Genomic DNA, 22,540 nt, shown 5'->3' on the forward strand with positions numbered 1-22,540 from the left:
ACGATGGGTCACGCGGGTGCCATCGTGTCGGGTTCCTCGGGTACGGCCGCGGCCAAGAAGGAGGCTCTGGAGGCTGTGGGTGTCAAGGTCGGCAAGACCCCGACCGAGACCGCCCAGCTCGCCCGCGAGCTCTTCTAAGAGGCTGGCCCCGTAGGGCTTTCGAACGGCTCCGCCCCGCCGCCGGATTTCCGGTAGGCGGGGCGGAGCCGTTTCATCGGTTTGTTGGGCGTGGAAACCCGGTCCTGCAGGACCGGGACCCCTCTACTGAGCGGGTGTCAGCCTCCGCTGATCTGGCCGGGTCCGCCACCACCCTGCAGGCGGCGGTGGCGGTTGTAGGCCAGCTGCCCGGCGAGCGGCCCGACCACCATCAGACAGAAGAACCCCAGGAAGATCGCGATGGGGATGAGGCTGCCGTTGACGAGAACGGGCACGCCCCACACCAGGAGCAGGAAGCCTCCCCAGCCGAGGAGCCCGCCGATGTTCGCCCCGTGGTCGCGAGGCTCCGGGGCTCGGTCGTCCGCTGCTGCCGCGGGCTCGGGAGGGTCTGGGGAGTGTGCCACGGGGGCAGGATCAGGAGCGGCTGACCCCTGCTCCGCCCCTCCGGTGAGGGAGTCGGGACGCAGTGCCCGGGGGAGGTCGTCGAAGAGGGGGACCAGGTCGCCGTTGGTGACCGCCTGCAGGGCACGGTCAGTGCGTTCCTCGTGCTCGTCGATGCCGAGACGGCCTTCTTGGAACGCTGTGCGCAGGTGAACCAGCGCTTCGTCGCGTTCCTCATCGGACAGGCGATAGCGATCGGGTTCGAGTTCTGCCATCTGGCGTCCTTCGTAGGGGGCGGCCTCTCAGCTTACGACGTATCGCGTTCGCGGAAGGTTCCCCGCCGGGGCGATGCGGACACGACACGCGCGGCCGGGATACCGCGGAGCATTCCGGTCCCTGGCAGCATAAGTCGGGTGAGTACGCCAGGATCTCCCCCCGACCGAGGCCGACAACCGAAGCGGTCCAAGACCGGAGCCGACGGCGGATCCGGGAGCGAGCCCGCGGCCGAGACCGGCCCGGCCCGTCCGGTCTACTCCACCGGCGGGATCGCCGCCGCCTCCGCCGCCGGTATCGGGCTGGCGGTGATCGTCACCCTCACCATGGTCGGCTGGGTGGCCGCGCCCCACGACACCTTCGGTGAGGACATCGCCGACCTGCTGCGCGGTGCCGTCCTGGCGTGGTTGGTGGGCCACCACGTCTCCTTCGCGATGCCCGAGGGCGATATCAGCCTGCTGCCACTCGGACTGGTGCTGCTGCCGGGGCTGCTGCTGTACCGGTTCGGCCGGTGGTTGGCCCGCAGCTGCGAGATCGAGCGGCTCAGGCACGTGTACCGGGCCGCCCTGGCCATCGCCGGCCCCTACGCGGCGATCGCGGGCACGCTCGCTCTGCTCGCGCACACCGAGGCCTTTGAACCGAGCATGCCGCGCGCCCTCCTCATGGGCTTCCTCATCGCGTTCCTCGCCGGCGGGTTGGGCGTACTGCGCCAGCTCATGAAGGACAAGGGCGTGGCCGTGGGCGACCTCCTCGACCTGATGCCCGCTCGGTCGCGGTCGCTGCTGGTGGGGATGCTCGCGTCGACGGGGACGCTGCTCGCGGGCGGGTTGCTGCTGTTCCTGACAGCACTGGCGGTGAACCTTCCCGAGGCGGTCGAGATCACGCGGGCGCTCGGGCCCGGCGTGGTGGGCGGCGTGCTCCTGGTGCTCGTCCAGTTGGCCTACCTGCCCAACGCGGTGGTCTTCGCGGTCTGCTACGCGCTCGGCCCGGGTTTCTCGGTGGGTGAGGCCACGGTGGTCGCGCCCACCGGGGTGTCGGTGGGCGCGGTGCCCGCGCTGCCGATGCTGGCGGCGCTGCCCGCCAACGGAGCCGCGCCGGCGCTGTCACTGGCGGCGCTGGCGGTGCCGTTCGTGGCCGGGGCGATCGGCGGGGTGCTGACCCAGCGCAGCGCTCCGGACGTGGTCAGCGAAGCGGCGCCCCTGTGGGGGTTCGTGTGCGGTGTGACGACGGGGATGCTGTGCGCCGCGCTGGCCGCGCTGGCGGGCGGGGCGCTGGGTGCCCAACGGCTCACCGAGGTGGGCCCCTCGGCCTGGCAGGTCGGCCTGGTGGCCGCCCTGGAGGTGGGTGTGGCCGCGGCGGTGGCGGCGTGGATCGCGAACTGGTGGTACTCGCGCAAGCTGAGCCGCGCCGTGGTCACTCGGCGGGAGGAGGTCCAGGCGGAGAAGAGCGCAGAACCCTCGCCGCCGGTCGTGGAGCTGCCCCCTGACGTCCCTGTGGGCAAGGGGCTGGCCACGGTGACGGCTCTGCACCGCCGTGAGGAGGAGGCCGACGACGGGGTGGAGGCGGAGCCCACCATCGTCGAACGGCGGGCCGAACTCAAGCGGGCGCGGGAGGCCCGCAAGCGGGATCGCGCGGTCGAGCGCCAGGCCCGGAAGGAGGCCCGTGCGGAGCTGCGGGCCCAACGGCGTTCGGAGAAGCGGACCGGGGGTGGCGGCTGGTGGCGCCGGGGCGGCCGCACGGACGAGGAGTCCGAGGACGACATGTTCGGCATCACCTACGAGGCCGCCCCGGAGGACATCGACACCACGAACCGGAACTGAGCCGCTCGGAACCGTGCGGTCGGGGCCGGGCCGCCCGGGGAAAGCCCTCCCGGGCGGCCCGGCCCCTCAGCCGTCGTTCTGGACTTCGCGGCGGGCGCCCTGCTTGTCCGGCTCGAAGATGGCGTTCACCAGGTCGGTGCACCACTTGAGCAGTTCCAGGTCGCGTAGCGGCTTGGCGCCCATCCCCCCGGCCTTGGGGACCGGTACGAGGAGGGTCTTCGCGGCCTCCTTCCGCACCGACTTGGGGTACATCCGCCGCAGCCGCAGCTCCTGGGACTCGCGCAGCTCCACGGGGGAGAAGCGGATCTGGTTGCCCTGCAGGACCACGTCGGCCAGCCCCGCCGACTTGGCGAGTACCCGGAACCGCGCCACCGCCATGAGGTTGTCCACCGGCTGGGGCGGGGTGCCGTACCGGTCGGTGAGCTCCTCGTAGGCGGCGAGGATGTCCTCTTCGCTGGTGACACTCGCGATCCGCTTGTACGACTGCAACCGCAGCCGCTCGCCCGGCACGTAGTCGTGCGGGATGTGCGCGTTGATCGGCAGTTCGACCTTGGTCTCGGCCTCGGGGACGGCCTCCGGGTCGCCCTTGAGCTCGGCCACGGCCTCACCGACCATGCGCACGTACAGGTCGAAGCCCACCCCGGCGATGGTCCCGGACTGCTCTGCGCCCAGGATGTTGCCCGCGCCCCGGATCTCCAGGTCCTTCATCGCCACGTACATGCCCGCCCCGGTCTCGGTGTGCTGTGCCACCGTCGCGAGGCGCTCGTAGGCGGTCTCGCTCAAGGGCTTCTCCGGCGGGTACAGGAAGTACGCGTAGGCGCGCTCACGGCCGCGGCCCACCCGGCCGCGCAGCTGGTGCAGCTGCGACAGGCCGTAGGTGTCGGCGCGGTCGATGATCAGGGTGTTGGCGTTGGGCACGTCCAGGCCGGACTCGACGATGGTCGTGGAGACCAGCACGTCGTAGTTCTTCTCCCAGAAGTCGACCATGACCTTCTCGAGCTGCTGCTCGTTCATCTGGCCGTGCGCGTACGCCACCCGGGCCTCGGGCACCAGGCGCTTGATGGAGGCGGCCACCTTGTCGATCGACGCCACCCGGTTGTGCACGAAGAACACCTGGCCCTCACGCATCAGCTCGCGCCGGATCGCCGCGGTGATCTGCTTGTCCTCGTAGGGACCGACGAAGGTGAGTACCGGGTGGCGCTCCTCCGGCGGGGTGAGGATCGTGGTCATCTCACGGATGCCCGTCAGGCCCATCTCCAAGGTGCGCGGGATGGGCGTCGCCGACATCGCGAGCACGTCCACCTGGGTGCGCAGCCGCTTCAGGGCCTCCTTGTGCTCCACGCCGAAGCGCTGTTCCTCGTCGACGATGACCAGGCCCAGGTCCTTGAAGCGGGTCTCCTGGGACAGCAGCCGGTGCGTGCCGATGACCACGTCGACCTCGCCCGAGCGCAACCCCTCGCGGGTGACCTCCACCTCGCCGTCGGTCTGGAACCGCGACATCGGCTTCACCGAGATGGGGAAGGACGCGTACCGCTCGGTGAACGTGGACAGGTGCTGCTGGACCAGCAGGGTGGTGGGCACCAGCAGGGCGACCTGCTTGCCTTCCTGTACGGCCTTGAACGCCGCCCGTACCGCCACCTCGGTCTTGCCGTAACCCACGTCCCCGCAGATCAGCCGGTCCATCGGGACCGACTTGCCCATGTCCGCCTTGACCTCGTCGATCGCGGCCATCTGGTCGGGCGTCTCCACGTAGGGGAAGGCGTCCTCCAGCTCGTGCTGCCACGGGGTGTCCGGGCCGAAGGCGTGCCCCGGCGAGGCCTGCCGCGCCGAGTACAGCCGGATCAGGTCGCCGGCGATCTCGCGGACGACCTTGCGGGCGCGGCTCTTGGCCTTGTTCCAGTCGGCGCCGCCCATCTTGGACAGGGTCGGTGCCTCGCCGCCCACGTACCGGGTGACCTCGCTGAGCTGCTCGGTCGGCACGAACAGCCGGTCGCCGGGCTGGCCGCGCTTGGACGGCGCGTACTCGATGAGCAGGTATTCGCGGGTGGCGCCCTGGATCTGGCGGCTGACCATCTCCAGGTAGCGGCCGACCCCGTGCTGTTCGTGCACGACGTGGTCGCCCGGCTTGAGCTGGAGCGGGTCCACGGTGCCCTTGCGGCGGCTGGGCATCCGGCGCATGTCGCGTGTGGAGGACTTCTGCCCCGCCAGATCGGTCTCGGTGAGCACCACCGTGTGCACGGAGCGCAGTAGGAAGCCGTGGTCGACCATGCCGGTGGTGACGGTCGCGATCGCGTCCTTGGGCGGTTCGAGCAGGTCGGCGGCGAGCGCCGCACCGAGGCCGGCGTCGCGCAGCATCGCCACGAGGCGTTCGGCGGGCCCGTGGCCCTGGGTGACCAGCACGACGCTCCAGTTGTCGTGCAACCAGCTCTTCACGTCGGCGAGGGCGCGCTCGGTGTCGCCGCGGTAGGTGTCCGCGGGTACCGCGCCCACCACGACCGCGTTGTCCTCCTCGCCGGCGTCGTTCACCTCTCCGGAGCTGAACGGGGTCAGTCCCCACCAGGGCAGCCCCCGGTCGGCGGCGATGGCGCGCAGCTCGGAGATGGACATGTAAGCGGACTCGCCCAGATCGATGGGGGCCTCGCCGCCGGAGGCCGCGTTGATCCACGACGCGTCCAGGAACTCGGCGCTGGTGGCCTCCAGCTCCAGGGCGCGGGCGCGGATCCGTTCGGGGTCGCAGCCCAGCACCATGGCGTTGTCGGGCAGGTAGGTGAAAAGCGGCTCCATGCGCTCGGCGAGCACTGGGGCGAACGCTTCCATGCCCTCGACCGACACCCCGTCGGCGATCTTGGTGAGGATCTCGGCCAGGGAGGGGTGCTCGTCGGCCAGGGCGCGGGCGCGCCCGCGGACGGTCTCGGTGAGCAGCAGCTCCCGACAGGGCGGCGCGAACAGGCCGGAGGCGGCGCTGGTCCGCGGGTCGTCGCCGCTCTCGAGGGGCGTGATGGAGCGCTGGTCGGCAACCTGGAAGTACCGGATGTCCTCGACGGTGTCGCCCCAGAACTCCAACCGGAGGGGGTGCTCCTCGGTCGGCGGGAAGACGTCCAGGATGCCTCCGCGCACGGCCATGTCGCCGCGCTTCTCCACCAGGTCCACGCGGGCGTAACCGGTGTTGGTGAGGTTGCTGACCACGTCCTCCAGCGCGACGTCGTCGCCGGGCCGGATCCGGACGGGCTCGAGGTCGCCGAGTCCGCCGACCAGCGGCTGGAGCACGCTTCGTACCGGGGCCACGACCACGCGCAGCGGGGCGGTCAGCGGGTCCGCGGGGTCCGGGTGTGCGAGTCGGCGCAGGACGGCGAGGCGCTGGCCGACGGTGTCGGAACGCGGGGACAGCCGCTCGTGCGGAAGGGTCTCCCACGCCGGGAAGTGCGCCACCGACTCCGCGGGCAGCAGCGAGCTGAGCGCGTCGGCCAGGTCGACGGCCTCCCGCTCGGTGGCGGTGACGGCGAGAACCGGCCGCTCCGCGCCCACGGGTGCGTCGGCCGCCAGCGCCCCCACCATGAAGGGGCGCAGCGCCGCGGGGGCGACGAGGTCGAGGTGGGGATCGCGGCCGCCCCGGGCGGTCTCGATCGCGCTGTGCAGCGCCGGGTCCTTGGAGACGTCGGCGAGAAGTCCAATGAGGCTCATAGCACCAAGAATGGAAGTGGTCCGGTTCAGGCGTCGCGCCTGGCGGTTCGTGTGGTGGTGAAGGCGGTTGCTGCCGCGATCTCCCCCGTGACCAGCCTGAACGTCGAAACTCGGACGTGTACGGCGAGCACGGTTGCCACCGCCCCGCGGGTCACCGGGGACGGTCCGTACGTGAGCGTTGACGGTGGTGGGCGGCCGTACTGGATGGGCATGGGCCGCCCGGCTCCCCTCAGCTTAACCAGTCCGCCGGTCGCGCGCGGCCCGGGTTCGGGGGTCGAGTCGGTTCGGACCCGGCCCCCGATTCCGGGAGAACAGGTCGGGTCACGTTCATGTGAACCCGCCTTGAGCTGCCGCTATTCCGGATCGTGAGATGGGGCGCCCAGTGGGGAGCCACGGCGGGCATACGCTGGGCGCAGGCTTTTTACGGACAACCCCGAGTGGACGGCCCGAGGAGAGGAAGCACGTGGTAAGCGCCCAATGGCAGGGGAACGGGTCGGTCGAGGACACCGGCCGACCGGCAGCTCCGGTCTTCGCCCCAGGTCCGGACGGCCTCGCCCACCTGGAGCTCATTCTCAGCGGAGCCTACCCGCTGCCCGGGTTCATGACTCGGGAGGAGGCGCGTTCGGTGGCGAGGGAGGGCCGCCTGCTCGACGGCCGACCCTGGCCGGTTCCGGTCACCCTCGAAGTACCCGAGGAGCTGGTGGCGGAGGAACGGCTCACCCTCACCGACCTGGAGGGGGCGCCGCTGGCGGAGCTGGTGGTCCGAGAGCACTGGGAGAGCACCGGAGAGGTCTCCGAGGCGCCGGGCACGGACTCCGGGGGCGTCGGCCCGCGCCACTACTTGGCCGGCGACGTCACACTGCTGCGCCCGCCCATGTACGGGGTGCTGCGCGAGCTGCGCACCGCCCCAGCCGAGGTCCGCGCCCAGCGCGAGCTCGAACCCTCCGCCGACCAGCCCCTGCTGGCGGTGGTCGCCGACCGTCCCCTGCACCACCGGGCCCTGCACCAGATCCGGGCCGAGGCCGAGGCACTGGGCAGAGGCGGCGAACGCGCCGAGGTCCTGGTCATCATCGACACCGGCCAGGACGACGAGGGACTGGCCACCGCGGTCCTGGCGGCCGAACCCCTGCTGCCGCCCCGGAGCACGTTCGTCGTGGTCACGCTGCCCCGGGCTGAGGCGCGCTCCGCCGGCCGGCTCGGCGGGGTGTGGACCGAGCGAGACGCCGCCCTGGCCGCGCACGTCGCCGCCGCCCATGGGGCCACCCACCTTCTGGTGGAGGCCGGCGGCGCGGGTCCCGAGTCCGAGCGCGTCATGGCTCTCCGGCCCCCGCTCACCGTCCTGGCCCCCGAGCCCTGGCGGTACGACGAGGATGAGGCGCTCTGGAAGCCCCGCACCCACGTCGCCCCCGGCGACGTCCTCGCGGAGCTCTCCGACGAAGAGGTAGAGCAGGAACTGGCGCACGGACGTGAACTGCCCTCCTGGTTCACGCCGGCCCGCGTCAGCGCCGAACTCTCGCGGCTGCGCCCCGCCCGCACCAGGCGCGGCATAACCCTGCTTTTCACCGGCCTGTCCGGCTCGGGCAAGTCCACCATCGCCCGAGGGGTCTGCGACGGCATCCGCCGGGCCGGGCGCACGGTCACCCTCCTCGACGGGGACGTGGTACGCCGCATGCTCTCCAAAGGGCTGACCTTCTCCCGAGAGGACCGCGAACTCAACATCCGCCGCATCGGTTACGTCGCCTCGGAGATCACCCGCCACGGCGGTGTGGCCGTGTGCGCGCCGATCGCGCCGTACGCCGCTGGCCGGGCCGAGGTGCGTGCCATGGTGGAGGAGTTCGGGGACTTCTTCCTGGTGCACGTGGCGACACCCCTCGAAGTGTGCGAGGCCCGCGACCGCAAGGGCCTGTACGCCAAGGCGCGTGCGGGGGAGATCCCCGAGTTCACCGGAATCTCCGACCCCTACGAGGAGCCGCTCGACGCCGACCTGGTGGTCGACACGGTGGGCGCGGCCCCCGCGGAGTCCGTGGCCGCTGTGCTGACCGCCCTGCGCGAAGGCGGTTGGCTTCCCGCACCCGACCAGCACGTGAGTGAGGACGACAGTTGAGTGAGGCATCGAACCCGGCCGGGCACCGGGTCCTACGCCTGGTCGAGGTGATGGAGGCACTGCGCCGCGAGTGCCCCTGGGACAGTTCGCAGACCCACGAGTCCCTGGCCAAGTACCTGATCCAGGAGTCCTACGAGACCCTGGAGACCATCGAGGACGCCGACTACCCGCAGCTGCGCGAGGAGCTCGGCGACGTGCTGTTGCAGGTGGTCTTCCACGCCGCGATCGGTGCCGAACGCCCCGAGGGCGACCCGGCCCGGTTCACGGTGGACGACGTCGCCGACGCCATCATCGACAAGATGACCCGCCGCCACCCGCACGTGTTCGGCGGCCAGGACGTGTCCGGCACCGACGAGGTGTGGTCGAACTGGGAGGCGGTCAAGGCGGCTGAGCGCGCGGAGAAGGCCAAGGCCAACGGCGGCAGCGGTGAGACCTCGGTGCTCGACGGGGTGCCCTTCGCCCAGCCTGCCGTACTGCTGGCCTACGAGCTCCAGAAGCGTGCCGTGCGCAACGGTTTCCCCGCCGACCTGGTCGGCGACGACGCCGCCGAGGGCGGAGAGCTCTTTGCTGCCGTGGCAGCCGAACGCGATCAGGGCCGCGACCCCGAGACCGATCTCCGTCTGGCTGCCCGCCGATTCGACGGCCGGGTCCGTGCCACCGAAGCAGCGGCCCGCGCGGACGGGCACGAGCCCCGTGAACTCACCGAAGAACAGTGGCGCGAGTACTGGGCGAAAACCGGCGAGTGACCACTCCGGGCGGGGATCCCCGGCGGCGGGTCCCTCGCTACGGGGAAGGGAGGCCGAAGCCCTTTGTGGTGCGGTCGATCCCGGTGCCCTGTCCGACTCCGCGGGACTTCAGGTGCGCTGCCGGGTAGCGGCAATCCTTTCCCGCCATACACTCCAGCTCCTCCGGTGTGGGTTTTCCACCCTTGACTCGGGTGTGGCGTAGGCAACAGAGTTCTGTCGTCAAACAGGAGAAGTCGCAGGTCCGGCACCGTCCAGCCGGCTGCGCCCTCCTTACGTGCGGGAGAACCATGCGACGTTTCGGCAATGCCCTCGCGGCGTTCAGCACCCGGTGGGTGCCGGACGCCTTCGTCTTCGCGATCATCCTGTCCGCCCTGGTCTTCGGGTTGGCCCTCTTCGTCACCGACCGCACCCCGATCGGCCTGGTCGGGGATTGGTACGGCGGGTTCTGGGACCTCCTGGAATTCGGGATGCAGATGACCCTCGTGCTGGTCACCGGCTACGCGCTGGCTTCCTCGCCCCCGGCCCGCCGGGCGATCGTCTGGGTGGCGGGGCTGGCGCGCGGGCCGTTGAGCGCGGTGGCCGTCACCGCCCTGGGCGCCGCCCTGCTGGGCATCGTGCACTGGGGGCTCGGTCTGATCGCCGGTGCCCTCCTGGCCGTGGAGGTGGCCCGTTCCTGCAAGGAGCGCGGGGTCAAGGTGCACTTCCCGCTCCTCGCGGCGGGCGGGTACACGGGCCTGATGCTCTGGCACAGCGGCCTGTCCGGTTCAGCTCCGCTGCTGGTCAACACCGAGGGGCACTTCCTGGAGGACCAGATCGGTCTGATCCCGCTCAGTGAGACCATCTTCCAACCGTTCAACCTGGTCTTCCTCGTGGCGATGCTGATCGGCGCCCCTCTGCTGCTGATGAGCATGCACCCCAAGGGAGACGAGAGCGAGCAGATCGGTGACAGCGACGACGATGGCCCACTCGGCGGTGACGGTGCGGGTGGCCGTCCCACCCGCACTGAACTGCGTGCCCTCTCACCTGCCCAGCGCCTCATGCACAGCCGGATCCTGGTGTACGCGGTGGTCGCCGTCGGCCTCGTCTACCTCGTGCCGGCCCTCGTGGCGGACGGTGTCGTGGGTATGGACATCAACCTGCTCAACTTCACGTTCCTGATGGCGGGCCTCGGGCTGCACGGGACGTTGGCGGGCTACTCCTCCGCGGCCGCGGAGGGCGCCAAGAACGCTTCCGCGGTGATCGTCCAGTTCCCCTTCTACGCCGGGATCATGGGGATCATGGACAGCTCTGGTCTGCTGGAGGTCATCACCGGGTGGTTCGTCTCCATCGCCACGCCCTTCAGCTATCCGTTCCTGGCTCTGGTCAGTGCCGCACTGGTCAACCTGGCGGTGCCCTCGGGCGGCGGTCAGTGGGCCGTGCAGGGACCGGTGGTCATCGGCGCGACGGAGAGCCTGGGCCTCGAACCGGGTGTGGGTGTGATGGCGGTGGCGATGGGCGACCAGCTCACCAACGGCATCCAGCCGTTCTGGGCGCTACCCCTGCTCGCCCTGACCAAGCTGCGGGCGGGCAAGGTCCTGGGCTACTCAGCGGTCGTGATGCTTTTCGCTATGGTCGTTGCCTCCCTGTGCATCACGTTCCTGACCTGACCGGGCCGGCCTTGATGCTCACTGCCCTTCCCGGAGTCCGTCCGGCAGGTTGCGCACGTTGATCACCTCGGTGGAGGGGTCACCGGGGGCCATCCCGGAGCTGAACATCTCCTGAGGCCGGCGGGCGGTCTCGCTGATGGTCAGCAACAGGCCCACGATCAGCCAGTTGGCCATCAGCGCGGACCCGCCCGCCGACAGGAACGGTGTGGTCATGCCGGTGAGCGGGATGATCAGGGTGACGCCGCCCAGCACGATGAACACGTTGAAGGCGGTGAGGAACCCGTAGCCGAGCGCGGTGAGTTTGAGGAACACGTCCTTGCAGCCCAGGGCGATGCGCAGGGCCCGCTGCGCGAACAGGAACAGCAGGGCCAGAACGGCCATCAGGCCGGTCAGGCCCAGTTTCTCGCCCACGGATACCAGGATCAGGTCGCTGTCGGCGGCGAAGATGTTCTGTGCGTCGCCCTGCTCGAAGCCGGTGCCAAGGAGGCCGCCGTAGGCCAGGGCGATCATGCCTTCCACCACTTGGAAGCTGCCGCCCGCGCTGTGGTACACCTCCTCGTCGAAGGCGTTAAGCCAGATCCGCACCCGGTTCTGTACGTGTCCGAACAGCAGGTATGCGACGTACGCCCCGGCGGAGAAGGCCACCAGGCCGATCAGCACCCAGGACTTGCGCGCGGTGGCCGCGTAGAGCACCGCGAGGAACGTGCCGAACAGCAGCAGCGAGGTGCCCAGGTCCCTGGTGCCGACCAGCAGCAGGATCGCCATGCCCCAGCCCACGCCCATCGGGGCGAGGTCTCGGGCGCGCGGCACGCTGAACACCTTCACTCTGCCGATCTTCACGGTCCTGCTGACCAGTGCCAGGATGTCGCGCTGTCGGCCCAGGTAGGAGGCCAGGAAGACCACCAGCAGCACCTTCGCGAACTCCGAGGGCTGCATGGTGAAGGGACCGATCATGATCCACCGCCGCGCGCCCAGGACCTCGTGCCCGATCGGTGACAGCGGCAGAATGAGCAGGACCAAGGCGACCAAGGCGATCAGGTACGTGTACATGGTCAGCCGACGGGGGTTGCGCACGAAGAGCACGGTGCCCGCGCACAGGCCCATGCCGACCAGTGCCCACAGGAGTTGCCGGTCGGCCTCCCCGCTCCCGGGGTTGACGTTGCGGGTCATCTGGAGCGCCCAGATCATCGTGACGCCGAACCCGCTGAGGGCGGTGGCGACCGGGACCAGGACGGGGTCGGCGTAGGGCGTCATGAAGCGCATGAGCACGTTCAGGCCGAGGGCGCCGCCCCCGAGGGCCAGCGTGTAGACGAGCACCTGGGTGTCGATCCCGCCGGTGATCGCCAGGGACGCGTAGCCCATGGACGCCGCGGTCACCCCGATCGCGGCCAGGAGCAGGGCGAACTCTCCGTGTCTCTGGCGCGCCGGGCGCAGGGCCCCGTCCGCCGGTTCGGTCTGAGGGTTGGCCATCGAGTCCCCACCATCCGCGCGGGCCTCGCCGTGTGGGCGTGGACAGGGCGGATCCCACGGCTGTCGATGACTCGAACTATAGGCGCGGGTGGGCCCGGGACAAGGGGACCGGCCGCTTCCGGGCGGTTTGGTTTAGAACACTCGAAACGCTGTTGTTCCGCCCGGAATAGGGCGCGTGTCGCTTACCGGTCAGCTCCGGTCGCGGGTGGCGGCGATCGCGGAATCGGGTGCCGGTGCGTCCAGATCGATCGCTTCGGCGGCCCGGTCCATTTTCCCCGTGAACGTGCCCAGCGTCTTGAACAGGGATGAGGCGCGCACCATCAGGTCTCGGCCGGCGATACCGAGCCGGGTCTTAGGCGCAAGGAAGTGCATGCCGCTGCCTGCGATGTCCTGGTTGGCCTTCACGAAGGGGCGCATCCGGCCCTCGTAGGCGGCCAAAGCGTGTGTCACCTCCGTGTGCCGGGCCAGCTCCTCGGCCAGAACGTACGCGCCGACCACGGCCAGGCTGCTGCCCTGACCGGACAGCGGTGAGGGGCAGTACCCGGCGTCGCCCAGCAGGGTGACCCGCCCCAGCGACCACCGGTCCATCCGGATCTGGGTGATCGAGTCGAAGTAGAAGTCCTCGGAGTTCTCCATGGCCTCCAGGATCCGGTCGCTCTCCCAGCCGTTACCGGTGAACTCCTTGCGCAGGTAGCGGCGCTGGTCCTCGGGGGAGCGGCGTTCCGCGCCCACGTGGTGCGGAGCGTGCAGGCCGAACATCGCCTTGGCGCCCTCGGCCCGGGGAGTCTGGTACATCCCGGCCAGCTTGCCGGGGGTGTTGTACAGCCGGGCCTCGCGGTCCAGCCCCAGGTGGTTGGGGACGGTGAAGATGCTGATGTAGGCGCCGAGGTAGCGGGCTAGGGGGTCCTCTGGGCCGAAGACGAGCCCGCGCGTGTTGGAGTGCAGCCCGTCGGCGCCCACGACCAGGTCGAAGTCGCGTGCGTCGGCGTTCTCGAAGGTGACGCGCACACCGCCGTCGCGCTGATCGATCCCGGTGATGGACTCGTTGTAGAGGTATTCGGTGTGCTCGGTCGTGGGCTGGTGCAGGACGCTCACCAGGTCGCCGCGCAACAGCTCCAGCGACCGCTCCGCGGGGGAGACGACGCTGGTGTCGAAGCCTGCGCGTCGGCGTCCCCGGCCGTCGACCAAGGTGCCGTAGCGCATCTCGGTCACCCGGTCGCGGATCTCGGTCAGGCGACCCATGCGCTCGACCACGTCGATGGCCTTGCCGCGCAGGTCGATGGCGTAGCCCCCTGGGCGCGGCGCGGGCGCCTTCTCCACGACGGTGGTCCGGATGCCGTAGTGGTGGAGCCAGTGGGCGAGGGCGGGCCCGGCGATGCTGGCGCCGGAGACGAGGACGGTTCGAACGGCGGTCATGTGGCCCTCAGAGCTCCTTGGCTGTGGTGGAGCATCCACGTTAGGCAGTCACTTACCGGGCGTCAAGTAACTTACCGGCCGGAAAGTTCGGGGTAGACTCGCCGGAGCGGTGGCGAGAGACGGGAGCGGTGAGGGTGCCCAGAGCGCAGAACGACACGAAGGCCGAGATCAGGGCGGTGGCCCTGGACTTCTTCGGGCAGAAGGGCTACGAGAAGACGAGCCTTCGGGAGATCGCCGAACGGCTCGACATCACGAAGGCGGCGCTCTACTACCACTTCCCGTCCAAGAAGGACCTGCTCCGGGCGCTGATCGATCCCCTGCGCGACGACACCGAGGAGATGCTCGAGTGGATCGAGGGCGGGTCGGTAGAGGACCCCCGCGAAATCCTGGGAGGCTACTTCGACCTCTGTGTACGCCACAGCACTCTGCTGCTCGCCCTGCTGAACGACATGGGTGCCCTGGCGGAAATGGGGTTCGTCGAATCCGTCATCGCCTGGCGCCAGCGCCTGGACAGGGCGCTGGTCGGACCGGAGCCCGCGACCCCCGCCAAGATGGGCGCCGTGACCGCTTTGGGCGGCATCCAGGACATCGCGGTCATGCTTCCCCCGGAGGAGTGCGCCGCCCACCGCGCGGCCGCCGTGGAGATCGCCCTCTCCGCCCTGAAAGCCGGAATGGCCGATAAGGACTAGACCAATGTGGCGGGGTGGGCTCCCATACGGGCGGTCGGGGTCGCTAGGCTCGTGTCGGGTCCGGAGAGCGTGGGCCCGAACACCGAAGAGACGGAGAGATCGTGGCGTCCATCGAGTCAGTACAGGCGCGGGAGATCCTTGATTCCCGGGGTAACCCGACAGTCGAGGTCGAGGTTCTGCTCGACGACGGGACCATCACCCGCGCGGGTGTCCCCAGCGGCGCCTCCACCGGCCAGTTCGAGGCCGTCGAGCTGCGTGACGGCGGCGAACGCTACGGCGGCAAGGGAGTGGCCAAGGCCGTCACCGCCGTCAACGACGAGATCGCGGACGAGCTGCTCGGCCACAGCCCCGACGAGCAGCGCATCATCGACCGCGCGCTCATCGACCTGGACGGCACCACGGACAAGTCCCGGATCGGCGCCAACGCCATCCTGGGTACCTCCCTGGCCGTGGCCAAGGCCGCCGCCGACGAGGCCGGCCTGCCGCTGTTCCGTTACATCGGCGGCCCCAACGCGCACGTCCTGCCCGTGCCCATGATGAACATCCTCAACGGTGGCGCGCACGCCGACAGCAACGTCGACATCCAGGAGTTCATGGTCGCTCCTGTGGGCGCCGCGAGCTTCACCGAGGCCCTCCGTTGGGGCACCGAGGTCTACCACTCACTGAAATCGGTCCTCAAGGCGCACGGCCTGGGCACCGGCGTCGGCGACGAGGGCGGTTTCGCCCCCAACCTGGACAGCAACCGCGCCGCACTGGACCTGATCGTCGAGGCGATCGAGAAGGCGGGTTACAAGGTCGGCACCGACATCGCGCTCGCCCTGGACGTGGCCGCCAGCGAGCTGTTCGCCGACGGTGTCTACACCTTCGAGGGCAAGACCCGCACCGCCGAGGAGATGGCCGCCTACTACGCGGAGCTCGTCGACGCCTACCCGCTGGTCTCCATCGAGGACCCCCTCGACGAGGACGACTGGGACGGCTGGAAGACGCTCACCGACCAGCTCGGCGCCAAGGTCCAGCTCGTGGGCGACGACCTGTTCGTCACCAACCCCGAGCGGCTCCAGCGCGGCATCCTCTCCGACACCGCGAACTCGCTCCTGGTGAAGGTCAACCAGATCGGCACCCTGACCGAGACGCTGGACGCGGTCTCCCTCGCCCAGCGCAGCGGTTACACGGCGATGATCAGCCACCGTTCCGGCGAGACCGAGGACACGACCATCGCGGACATCGCGGTGGCCACCAACGCCGGTCAGATCAAGACCGGTGCCCCGGCGCGGAGCGAGCGGGTCGCCAAGTACAACCAGCTTCTGCGGATCGAGGAGGAGCTGGACGACGCGGCCGTCTACGCGGGCGTGTCGGCCTTCCCGAGGTTCGCCAAGCGCGGCTAGTCTGCCCCAGTGTCCCGCGAATCCAAGCAGCAGCCCACAAAGGCCGAGAAGGCGACCAAATCCGACAGGTCCGCCAAGGGCCCTGCGAGGAAGCGCGGCGCCACGGGCGCTGTGCGGTCGGGCACGAAGGACTCCGGCATGGGCCGTACCGGAAAGGTGCGGCCCATGCTCACCAGCCGGGCGGCGATCCTCGCCCTCGTCGTCTGCGCCATCGCGCTGAGCCTGGCCTATCCGCTGCGGGAGTACATCATGCAGCGGTCCCAGATATCGGAACTCCAGGACGAGAGCGCCCGCATGGAGGAGAACGTCGCCTACCTGGAGGAGCGCCAGGAGGTACTCCGCGAGGACGAGTACGTGGAGCGCGAGGCCCGCTCCCGGCTCCACTACCAGTACCCCGACGAGACCGCCTACATCGTCATCCGTCCCGATACGGAGAGCGAGGCGGACGCGGACCCGGAGAAGCCCGCCGAACCGTGGTTCGCGCAGCTGTGGCGCTCGGTGGAGGAGGCCGACAGCCCCCAGGTGGACGACGGCCTCTGACCTGCCTCTCGGGCGCTTGCCCGGTGGCCGCTCCGCCCTGCGCAGCGCCTATGCTGTGTGGGTCATGACTTCCGCACATCAGCCCGTTCCGGGGCACACCGACGGCGGTCCCGCGTCCGACCGGGACCTCGCCGCGATCGAACTCCAGCTGGGCCGTCAACCGCGCGGCGTGCGCGCCGTTGCGCACCGCTGCCCCTGCGGCCTGCCCGACGTGGTGAAGACCGCTCCCCGCCTGGAAGACGGCACCCCCTTCCCGACGTTGTACTACCTGACGTGCCCGCGCGCCGCCTCCGCCATCGGCCGGATGGAGAACGACGGCCGGATGCGTGAGATGCAGGAGCGTCTGGGCGGGGACCCGGAACTCCAGGCCGCCTACACCAAGGCCCACGAGTCCTACCTCGCGGAGCGGGCCGAGCAGGCGCGTGTGGACGGACTGGAGCCGCTGCCCGAGGGGATGCAGAGCACCGGTGGTATGCCCACCCGGGTCAAGTGCCTGCATGCGCTGGTCGGTCATGAGCTGGCCGTGCCGGGGGCCAACCCCTTCGGTTCCCAGGCCCTGGAGGAGCTCCCGAAATGGTGGGAGAAGGGTCCGTGTGTGTGCGTGGACGAGGACGCCCCCGAGGGCGCTGAAGGGACGGACGGTTCATGAGCGGTGTCGCGTCGATCGACTGCGGAACCAACTCGATCAGGCTGTTGATCGCCGACGTCGTCGCTGTGGACGGTGACGAGGTGCAGGTGGTCGACGCCGACCGGCGTATGGAGATCGTCCGGCTGGGCGAGGGCGTCGACGAGACCGGCGCGTTCGCGCCCCAGGCCCTGGAGCGGACCTTCGCGGCGCTGCGGGAGTTCGCGGAGGCGATTGAGGCGCACGGGATCGAGCTGGGCCCGGATTCGGTGCGGATGGTCGCCACCAGCGCGACCCGGGACGCCAGCAACCGGCAGGAGTTCGTGGACGGTGTCCGCGGGATCCTGGGTGTGGAGCCCGAGGTGGTCACCGGCCTGGACGAGGCCGAGCTGTCCTTCGTGGGCGCCACGGCCGAGCTTGAGGCCGCGGCGGCCGACGGCGAAGCCAACGGGGACTTCCCGCCGCCCTTCCTCGTGGTCGACATCGGCGGCGGCTCCACGGAGTTCGTGCTGGGCGGCCAGGGCGAGGACGGGGACCTGGTCCGGGCGTCCCTGTCGGTGGACATCGGCTGCGTGCGGATGAGCGAGCGCCACCTGCGCGACGACCCGCCCACCGAGGAGCAGGTCGAGGCGGCCACTGCCGATATCGACTCGGCCCTGGACGAGGTGGAGAAGGTCGTCCCGCTGCGGGAGGCCGGTTCGGTGGTGTGTGTGGCCGGGACCGCGACCACGGTCGCCGGGATCGCCCTGGACCTGCCCGACTACGACTCCGAGCGCATCCACCACACGAGGGTGAGCGCGCGGGAACTGGACCGGATCACCCGCGACCTGCTGTCCTCGCGGCATGCTGAGCGGGCGGAGATCGGTGTGATGCACCCGGGCCGGGTGGACGTCATCGGCGCGGGCGCTCTGGTGCTGTCCCGTGTGCTGGCGCGTACGGGCGCCGGCCACTTCACCGCGAGTGAACAGGACATCCTCGACGGTGTTGCGTGGAGTCTCATCGGTCCGGGGTAAGACGGACCCGACGACCGTGCGACTTCCCGGTAGGGGACTTCGGGCCTGACCGAAGGGGCTTTCGGGAGGGCCGCACCGGGGTCCTTCGGTGAGACGCATCACCCGTGCGACTCTTGTGAAAGCATTCACAACCCATCTGACCTGCGAAAACACTCTTCGTCTGAGCTGAGGGGTGGTCTGAAGGTAGGCGGATGTGAACCTTCCTGTAGGTAGGGGCTTGTGAAAGAATGCACAAGCACCTTCCAGCAGGAGCCGGGGTAAGAACCACGGCTCAGAGGGGACCGGCGCCGACCGGCGCGGGTCACCGAAGACCGTGAAAACCTTCGCGGCCCTTGGGAAAGGGCGCCACAGAAGAACCGTTAGGGCGGAAATGCGATGACCGAGAGCAGGAACTACCGGCTGGTACACGGCGGCGGGGACGAGGCGGAGATCCCGCACATCCTCATCGTCGGCGGCGGTTACCTCGGGATGTACACCGCGAGGCGGCTGGAGAAGAAGCTGGGGTCCGGTGAAGCCCGTATCACCGTCATCGACCCGAACTCCTACATGACCTACCAGCCGTTCCTGCCCGAGACGGCCGCGGGCAACATCTCCCCGCGCCACGTCGTGGTCCCGCTGCGGAAGGCCTTCAGCCGGGTCCGCGTGCTGGGCGGCCGCGTGGCGCGCATCGACCACGCCGACAACACGGTCCGCTACGAGCCCAACGTCGGTGAGCCGGAGACGCTCCACTACGACTACCTCGTGATGGCGGCCGGCGCGGTCTCGCGCACCCTGCCCATCCCGGGCCTGGCCGGGTCGGGCATCGGGATCAAGACCGTCGAAGAGGCGGCCTACCTGCGCAACCACGTGCTCAACCAGCTGACCATCGCCGATTCCACCGAGGACAAGGAAGTTCGCGCCAAGGCGCTGAACTTCGTGTTCGTCGGCGGCGGGTTCGCCGGGGCCGAGGCCGTCGCCGAACTGGAGGACATGGTCCGCGACGCGGTCCGACTCCACCCCTCGATCGACCTCGAGGATGTGAACTTCTACCTCATCGAGGCCGCGGACAAGATCCTGCCCGAGGTCGGCCCGGAGGTCGGCGGCAAGGCGCTCAACCAGCTCCGGCGCCGCGGCATCGACGTACGGCTCGAGACCTTCCTCGAATCCGCCGTCGACCAGCGCATCAAGCTCAGCGACGGAGCCGAGTTCGACGCGGGCACCCTGGTGTGGACCGCGGGCGTCAAGCCCAGCCCGGTCGTCGCCGCCAGCGACCTGCCCTTGGGGCCCAAGGGCCACGTCGACACGAGCGAGTTCCTCACCGTCAACGGCACGGACAACGTGTTCGCCGGTGGTGACAACGCGCAGGTGCCCGACGGCGACGGCGGCTTCTACCCGCCCAACGCCCAGAACGCGGTCCGCCAGGCGCCGGTGCTCGCCGACAACGTCATCGCGACGCTGCGCAACGGCAAGCTCAAGGCCTACCAGCACAAGAACCTGGGCGCGGTTGCCGGGCTCGGCCTGCACAAGGGCGCTGCCCAGCTGTTCGGCAAGATCAAGCTGAACGGCCGCCTGGCCTGGTACGCCCACCGCGCGTACCACCTGCTCGCGGTGCCGACCTTCAACCGCAAGCTGCGTGTCCTCTCCGACTGGACGCTCGCGCTCTTCCTGCGCCGCGACTTCGCCGCGCTCCCGGAGATGTCGGACCCGCGCCAGGCCTTCGAAGAGGCCAGCTACCCGCAGGTCGAGGACGGTCACCTGCGCCGGGTGAGCTGACCCGACACGCGGGCGGACGGCCCGCACCTCCTTTCGGGGTGTACGAAACGACCGGTTTCCTGAGGAAGCCGGTCGTTTCGTGTCCCCATCCGGCCAAGGCGAACCAAAGTGGGCAATCGCCCCGGCCGGTAGGATGGGCACGCCCTCGTAGCCCAATGGAAGAGGCAGGCCCCCTAAAAGGGTCACAAGTGTCGGTTCGAGTCCGACCGGGGGTACTCAGACCACCGCGTCAGCGGCCCGGAAGGCCACGGCGGCGCCACTGCAGTGTCGCCTGTGCGCTCGAACGGCACCCCGTTAGGGCGCAGGTGGGCCTCGGCCGCGGCCAGGTCCCCGACCTCTCCGGCGCCGCTAACCCCCTGACTGTTCAGGTAGGGAGACTGCTCAGGTAGGGACCAAGGCGAAGTACGCCGCTGACCCCACAGCGAGGAACAGGAAAAGCGCGGGAAAGGCGATGTTGTGCAACACCCGTGCCCTGGCGTGGACGAGCACCGCGACGGCGAAGAACACGACCAGCCCCGCTGCTGCCGCCAGGCCGACGAGGGGTAGCCCGAAGAGTCCGGCAACGAGCCCCGCTGTACCGGCCCCCTCGACCACCGCGAGGTACGGGATCCAGCGCGGCGCGATCCCGACTTCCGCCGAGTTGGCCATGACGAAGCGGGCCCGCACCGCCTTGGCCGCCACCTCGATCCCGTTGACGAGGACGCAGAGGACGGTGGTGACAAACAGCCCGGCCTCGAGCGCGGAGATCTGTAGGCTCATGTCGGCGTTTCCTCGCTCACGTGATCGGCCTGGTCCCGGTCTCCTTACCGTTCTGACGGTCCGGCCGCCTGCGACGTGACACCGGTCGGCTAGACCTCTTCTGAGCCCGGCCCCTGCTGCTCCATCAGGAGCTGGAGCTGGGTGAACAGCCGTTCGCCCGGGTCTCCCAGGTCGATACCGCTCACGGAGGCGGCCCGGCGGACGCGGTAGCGGAGGGTGTTCGGGTGGATGTGCAGGCGCTCGGCTGCCGCCCGGGCGTCGCCGAAGGCCTCCAGGTACGCCAGCAGCGAGTGCACCAGGTCGGCGCCGCCGGCACGGTCGTACTCGATCAGGCTGATGACCCGGGGGTCGCGGAGCGACGGGTCGGCGCGCAGGTGTGCGAGGGTCTCGCTGATCAGTACCCGGGAGCGCACGTCGGAGATGGTGGCCACCTCCCAGTCGGTCTCCCGGACCAGGTCGCGGCTCATCGCGTCGAGCACCCGGTCGGCCTCGGCACGGGAGTCGGGTACGTGGCCCAGCCGTTCCACCAGTGAGCCCACGGCCGCCTGGACGTACAGGCCCAGCGCGGCCCGGGCCGCACCCACCGTCTTACGGGTCAGGGCCAGAACCGACTGCTCGACCCCGCGCCAACCGTCTTTGCCAGGTGCCCGGGCGAGATCCGGCAGCAGCACGTACACGCGCCCGTCGAGTTCGGTCACCAGGGAACTGCGCCGGTAGGCGGCGGTGTGCACCGAGACCAGGTCGATCAGCTGGCGGCGCCGCAGTTCCCGTTCCGGCCGGTCGGGGCGCTCCGGAGCCTCACCGCCCTCGGGTTCCGCGACCTCGCCGGCGGCCCCCGCCGGGCCCCCTCCCGCGGGCTGGCTGAGGGAGAAGGCGACCACCAGCGCGGCCCGGTCGGTGTGCACCTCGACCGTGTCGGCGAGCGCGCTCGCGTCGATCCGCCCCTCCAACAGGCTGGACAGCAGGTCCTCGCGCAACCGCAGCCCGGCACTGGTCTGGGTGCGCTGGCGGATCATCTGGAGCGCGGTGGTGCGGGCCGCGCCCAGCAGAGCCTCCTCGGCGTGCTGGGCCAAGGGGTGGGAGCCCTCCTGGACCCAGATGCTGCCCAAGGGCTGGTGTCCGGCGTGGATCCCGACCGCCAAGCGTCGGCGGATGCCCAGTTCGGGGTGCTCCTCGACCCGTACGACCTCCTCGCCCGCACGCAGTTTGGTGAACACGCCCCACTCGCGCAGCAGGGCCAGGTAGGATTCGGGGCCCTGCCTGCCGAGGACCGAGAGCCGACGCAGCTCGTCCACCTCGGCGCCGCTGGAATAGGCCAGGACCCGGCTCGCGGAGTCCTCGATGCTCACCAGACCGCCGGTGAGCTGGGCGATGGTCTGCGCCATGGAGAACAGGTCGCCGGTGGCCTCCCCCAGGTCTTCGGCCGCCGTCAGCCGGGCGTCGTCCACGATGCTCCGGCATACCGACTGCAACTGGTCCCAGCGGACCTCGGGCCGGACCGCGAGCAGGGCGATACCGCTCTCCTGTGCCTGGGCGCGGAGCCCGCGCAGCTCGTCGTGCCCGCCGGTGCGGGACGGGCGGGGAACCCGGGCGTCGCTGGGGGGCGGGAGTACCTCTTCGGGCTGGGCGTGCCCGCTGGTCTTGACCGCGACCGCCGTCGCGCCCTGTTCGGCCAGAACGCGCACCAGGCGCCGGGCAGCACCGCCGCGGACACCGATGAGCAGGACCAGGTCGCCCTCGCGGGCCTCGCCCCGGTCCTCTGGGTCGAGGATGACCACGTTGTCCACCTGAACATCAAGCCCGTCGGGTGCCGCGGCGACGTCCACGATGGGGTCGCCGAGGGCGAGGAGCAGGCGACGTAGGGGGAGTCCTGTGCTCTCAGAGCTTTCTGATCCCTGTTGACCAGGCATGTTGGCGTCCTTCACCGTTTGCTTACGGTGCATGACACTACTGGAACGGCGAGGTCGGGGTGTGGGGGGCCATGCGTCCATGAATGCCTCGTCTTGTCCTAGTGAACAAATAAGGCTGGCAAAGAGTGGCCCGTCCCACAAGGTTCGAGGGGCGCTGTTCTGGGACGGTTGAAT

Annotated in this window: 16 protein-coding genes, 1 tRNA gene and 1 pseudogene; 12 read left to right on the forward strand and 6 right to left on the reverse strand. The window is 70.0% G+C overall.

From position 1 onward, the window contains the following. A pseudogene (locus tag ACYVD1_RS26145) lies at positions 1-138 on the forward strand (succinate--CoA ligase subunit alpha); the annotation flags it as partial. A 137-nt stretch (positions 139-275) separates the two neighbouring features. Here ACYVD1_RS26145 and ACYVD1_RS26150 read toward each other — a convergent pair. Then, a complete protein-coding gene (locus ACYVD1_RS26150) occupies positions 276-812 on the reverse strand; it encodes a DUF1707 SHOCT-like domain-containing protein (RefSeq protein ID WP_460777133.1) in 537 nt (178 codons plus the stop codon). A 138-nt stretch (positions 813-950) separates the two neighbouring features. Here ACYVD1_RS26150 and ACYVD1_RS26155 point away from each other — a divergent pair, with 138 nt between their 5' ends. After that, positions 951-2,630 carry a cell division protein PerM gene (locus ACYVD1_RS26155; protein WP_460777134.1) on the forward strand — a complete coding sequence of 560 codons (1,680 nt, stop codon included), beginning with the start codon at positions 951-953 and terminating at the stop codon, positions 2,628-2,630. 66 nt (positions 2,631-2,696) lie between these two features. Here the strand turns inward: ACYVD1_RS26155 and mfd are convergent, their stop codons facing one another. Next, a complete protein-coding gene (gene mfd / locus ACYVD1_RS26160; RefSeq protein WP_460777135.1) occupies positions 2,697-6,311 on the reverse strand; it encodes a transcription-repair coupling factor in 3,615 nt (1,204 codons plus the stop codon). Between the two features lie 463 nt (positions 6,312-6,774). Here mfd and cysC point away from each other — a divergent pair, with 463 nt between their 5' ends. The 3 genes from cysC to ACYVD1_RS26175 all read left to right on the forward strand — a co-directional run bounded on the left by cysC (position 6,775) and on the right by ACYVD1_RS26175 (position 10,807). Next, positions 6,775-8,415: an adenylyl-sulfate kinase gene (cysC, locus tag ACYVD1_RS26165; RefSeq protein WP_460777136.1), complete on the forward strand. Its 1,641-nt coding sequence runs from the start codon at positions 6,775-6,777 to the stop codon at positions 8,413-8,415. 50 nt (positions 8,416-8,465) lie between these two features. After that, the gene (locus ACYVD1_RS26170; RefSeq protein ID WP_460777162.1) at positions 8,466-9,161 is read left to right on the forward strand and encodes a MazG family protein; all 696 of its coding nucleotides are present in this window, start codon (positions 8,466-8,468) and stop codon (positions 9,159-9,161) included. Between the two features lie 287 nt (positions 9,162-9,448). Then, on the forward strand, positions 9,449-10,807 hold the full coding sequence (locus ACYVD1_RS26175; RefSeq protein WP_460777137.1) for a short-chain fatty acid transporter: 1,359 nt from the start codon (positions 9,449-9,451) through the stop codon (positions 10,805-10,807). A gap of 18 nt (positions 10,808-10,825) precedes the next feature. Here ACYVD1_RS26175 and ACYVD1_RS26180 read toward each other — a convergent pair whose 3' ends face one another. After that, positions 10,826-12,277, reverse strand: coding sequence for an FtsW/RodA/SpoVE family cell cycle protein (locus tag ACYVD1_RS26180; RefSeq protein ID WP_460777138.1), 1,452 nt, complete (start codon positions 12,275-12,277; stop codon positions 10,826-10,828). 189 nt (positions 12,278-12,466) lie between these two features. Beyond that, a complete protein-coding gene (locus ACYVD1_RS26185) occupies positions 12,467-13,693 on the reverse strand; it encodes an FAD-dependent monooxygenase (protein WP_460777139.1) in 1,227 nt (408 codons plus the stop codon). A gap of 134 nt (positions 13,694-13,827) precedes the next feature. On the opposite strand from ACYVD1_RS26185, the gene ACYVD1_RS26190 reads away from it, so the two are divergent. The 7 genes from ACYVD1_RS26190 to ACYVD1_RS26220 all read left to right on the forward strand — a co-directional run bounded on the left by ACYVD1_RS26190 (position 13,828) and on the right by ACYVD1_RS26220 (position 19,912). Beyond that, entirely contained in the window at positions 13,828-14,382 is a 555-nt protein-coding gene (locus tag ACYVD1_RS26190) for a TetR/AcrR family transcriptional regulator (protein ID WP_460777140.1), read from the forward strand. Between the two features lie 101 nt (positions 14,383-14,483). Then, positions 14,484-15,767: a phosphopyruvate hydratase gene (eno, locus tag ACYVD1_RS26195; RefSeq protein WP_460777142.1), complete on the forward strand. Its 1,284-nt coding sequence runs from the start codon at positions 14,484-14,486 to the stop codon at positions 15,765-15,767. A gap of 165 nt (positions 15,768-15,932) precedes the next feature. Beyond that, entirely contained in the window at positions 15,933-16,307 is a 375-nt protein-coding gene (locus ACYVD1_RS26200; protein ID WP_460777163.1) for an FtsB family cell division protein, read from the forward strand. Between the two features lie 64 nt (positions 16,308-16,371). Further along, entirely contained in the window at positions 16,372-16,956 is a 585-nt protein-coding gene (locus ACYVD1_RS26205; protein WP_460777143.1) for a DUF501 domain-containing protein, read from the forward strand. Next, positions 16,953-17,945, forward strand: a complete 993-nt coding sequence (locus ACYVD1_RS26210) for a Ppx/GppA phosphatase family protein (RefSeq protein ID WP_460777145.1) — start codon at positions 16,953-16,955, stop codon at positions 17,943-17,945. Before ACYVD1_RS26205 ends, ACYVD1_RS26210 begins: the two co-directional genes overlap by 4 nt. Positions 17,946-18,320: 375 nt before the next feature. Further along, positions 18,321-19,697 carry an NAD(P)/FAD-dependent oxidoreductase gene (locus tag ACYVD1_RS26215; RefSeq protein ID WP_460777146.1) on the forward strand — a complete coding sequence of 459 codons (1,377 nt, stop codon included), beginning with the start codon at positions 18,321-18,323 and terminating at the stop codon, positions 19,695-19,697. Between the two features lie 141 nt (positions 19,698-19,838). After that, positions 19,839-19,912: transfer RNA gene (locus tag ACYVD1_RS26220), tRNA-Leu, on the forward strand. Positions 19,913-20,078: 166 nt separating this feature from the next. On the opposite strand, the gene ACYVD1_RS26225 is transcribed toward ACYVD1_RS26220, so the two are convergent. After that, positions 20,079-20,456 carry a DoxX family protein gene (locus tag ACYVD1_RS26225; protein ID WP_460777147.1) on the reverse strand — a complete coding sequence of 126 codons (378 nt, stop codon included), beginning with the start codon at positions 20,454-20,456 and terminating at the stop codon, positions 20,079-20,081. Positions 20,457-20,545: 89 nt separating this feature from the next. Further along, complete coding sequence (locus ACYVD1_RS26230) at positions 20,546-22,366, reverse strand: helix-turn-helix domain-containing protein (protein ID WP_460777148.1); 1,821 nt, start codon at positions 22,364-22,366, stop codon at positions 20,546-20,548. Positions 22,367-22,540: the final 174 nt, after the last annotated feature.

Source organism: Nocardiopsis nanhaiensis, assembly GCF_054778635.1.

What these genes read in the sequence shown, in the direction of transcription:
- ACYVD1_RS26150 (WP_460777133.1), bottom strand. Translation starts at nt 812, where the DNA reads ATGGCAGAACTCGAACCCGATCGCTATCGCCTGTCCGATGAGGAACGC.
- mfd (WP_460777135.1), bottom strand. Translation starts at nt 6,311, where the DNA reads ATGAGCCTCATTGGACTTCTCGCCGACGTCTCCAAGGACCCGGCGCTG.
- ACYVD1_RS26170 (WP_460777162.1), top strand. Translation starts at nt 8,466, where the DNA reads ATGGAGGCACTGCGCCGCGAGTGCCCCTGGGACAGTTCGCAGACCCAC.
- ACYVD1_RS26175 (WP_460777137.1), top strand. Translation starts at nt 9,449, where the DNA reads ATGCGACGTTTCGGCAATGCCCTCGCGGCGTTCAGCACCCGGTGGGTG.
- ACYVD1_RS26180 (WP_460777138.1), bottom strand. Translation starts at nt 12,277, where the DNA reads ATGGCCAACCCTCAGACCGAACCGGCGGACGGGGCCCTGCGCCCGGCG.
- ACYVD1_RS26185 (WP_460777139.1), bottom strand. Translation starts at nt 13,693, where the DNA reads ATGACCGCCGTTCGAACCGTCCTCGTCTCCGGCGCCAGCATCGCCGGG.
- ACYVD1_RS26200 (WP_460777163.1), top strand. Translation starts at nt 15,933, where the DNA reads ATGCTCACCAGCCGGGCGGCGATCCTCGCCCTCGTCGTCTGCGCCATC.
- ACYVD1_RS26205 (WP_460777143.1), top strand. Translation starts at nt 16,372, where the DNA reads ATGACTTCCGCACATCAGCCCGTTCCGGGGCACACCGACGGCGGTCCC.
- ACYVD1_RS26210 (WP_460777145.1), top strand. Translation starts at nt 16,953, where the DNA reads ATGAGCGGTGTCGCGTCGATCGACTGCGGAACCAACTCGATCAGGCTG.
- ACYVD1_RS26215 (WP_460777146.1), top strand. Translation starts at nt 18,321, where the DNA reads ATGACCGAGAGCAGGAACTACCGGCTGGTACACGGCGGCGGGGACGAG.
- ACYVD1_RS26225 (WP_460777147.1), bottom strand. Translation starts at nt 20,456, where the DNA reads ATGAGCCTACAGATCTCCGCGCTCGAGGCCGGGCTGTTTGTCACCACC.
- ACYVD1_RS26230 (WP_460777148.1), bottom strand. Translation starts at nt 22,366, where the DNA reads ATGCCTGGTCAACAGGGATCAGAAAGCTCTGAGAGCACAGGACTCCCC.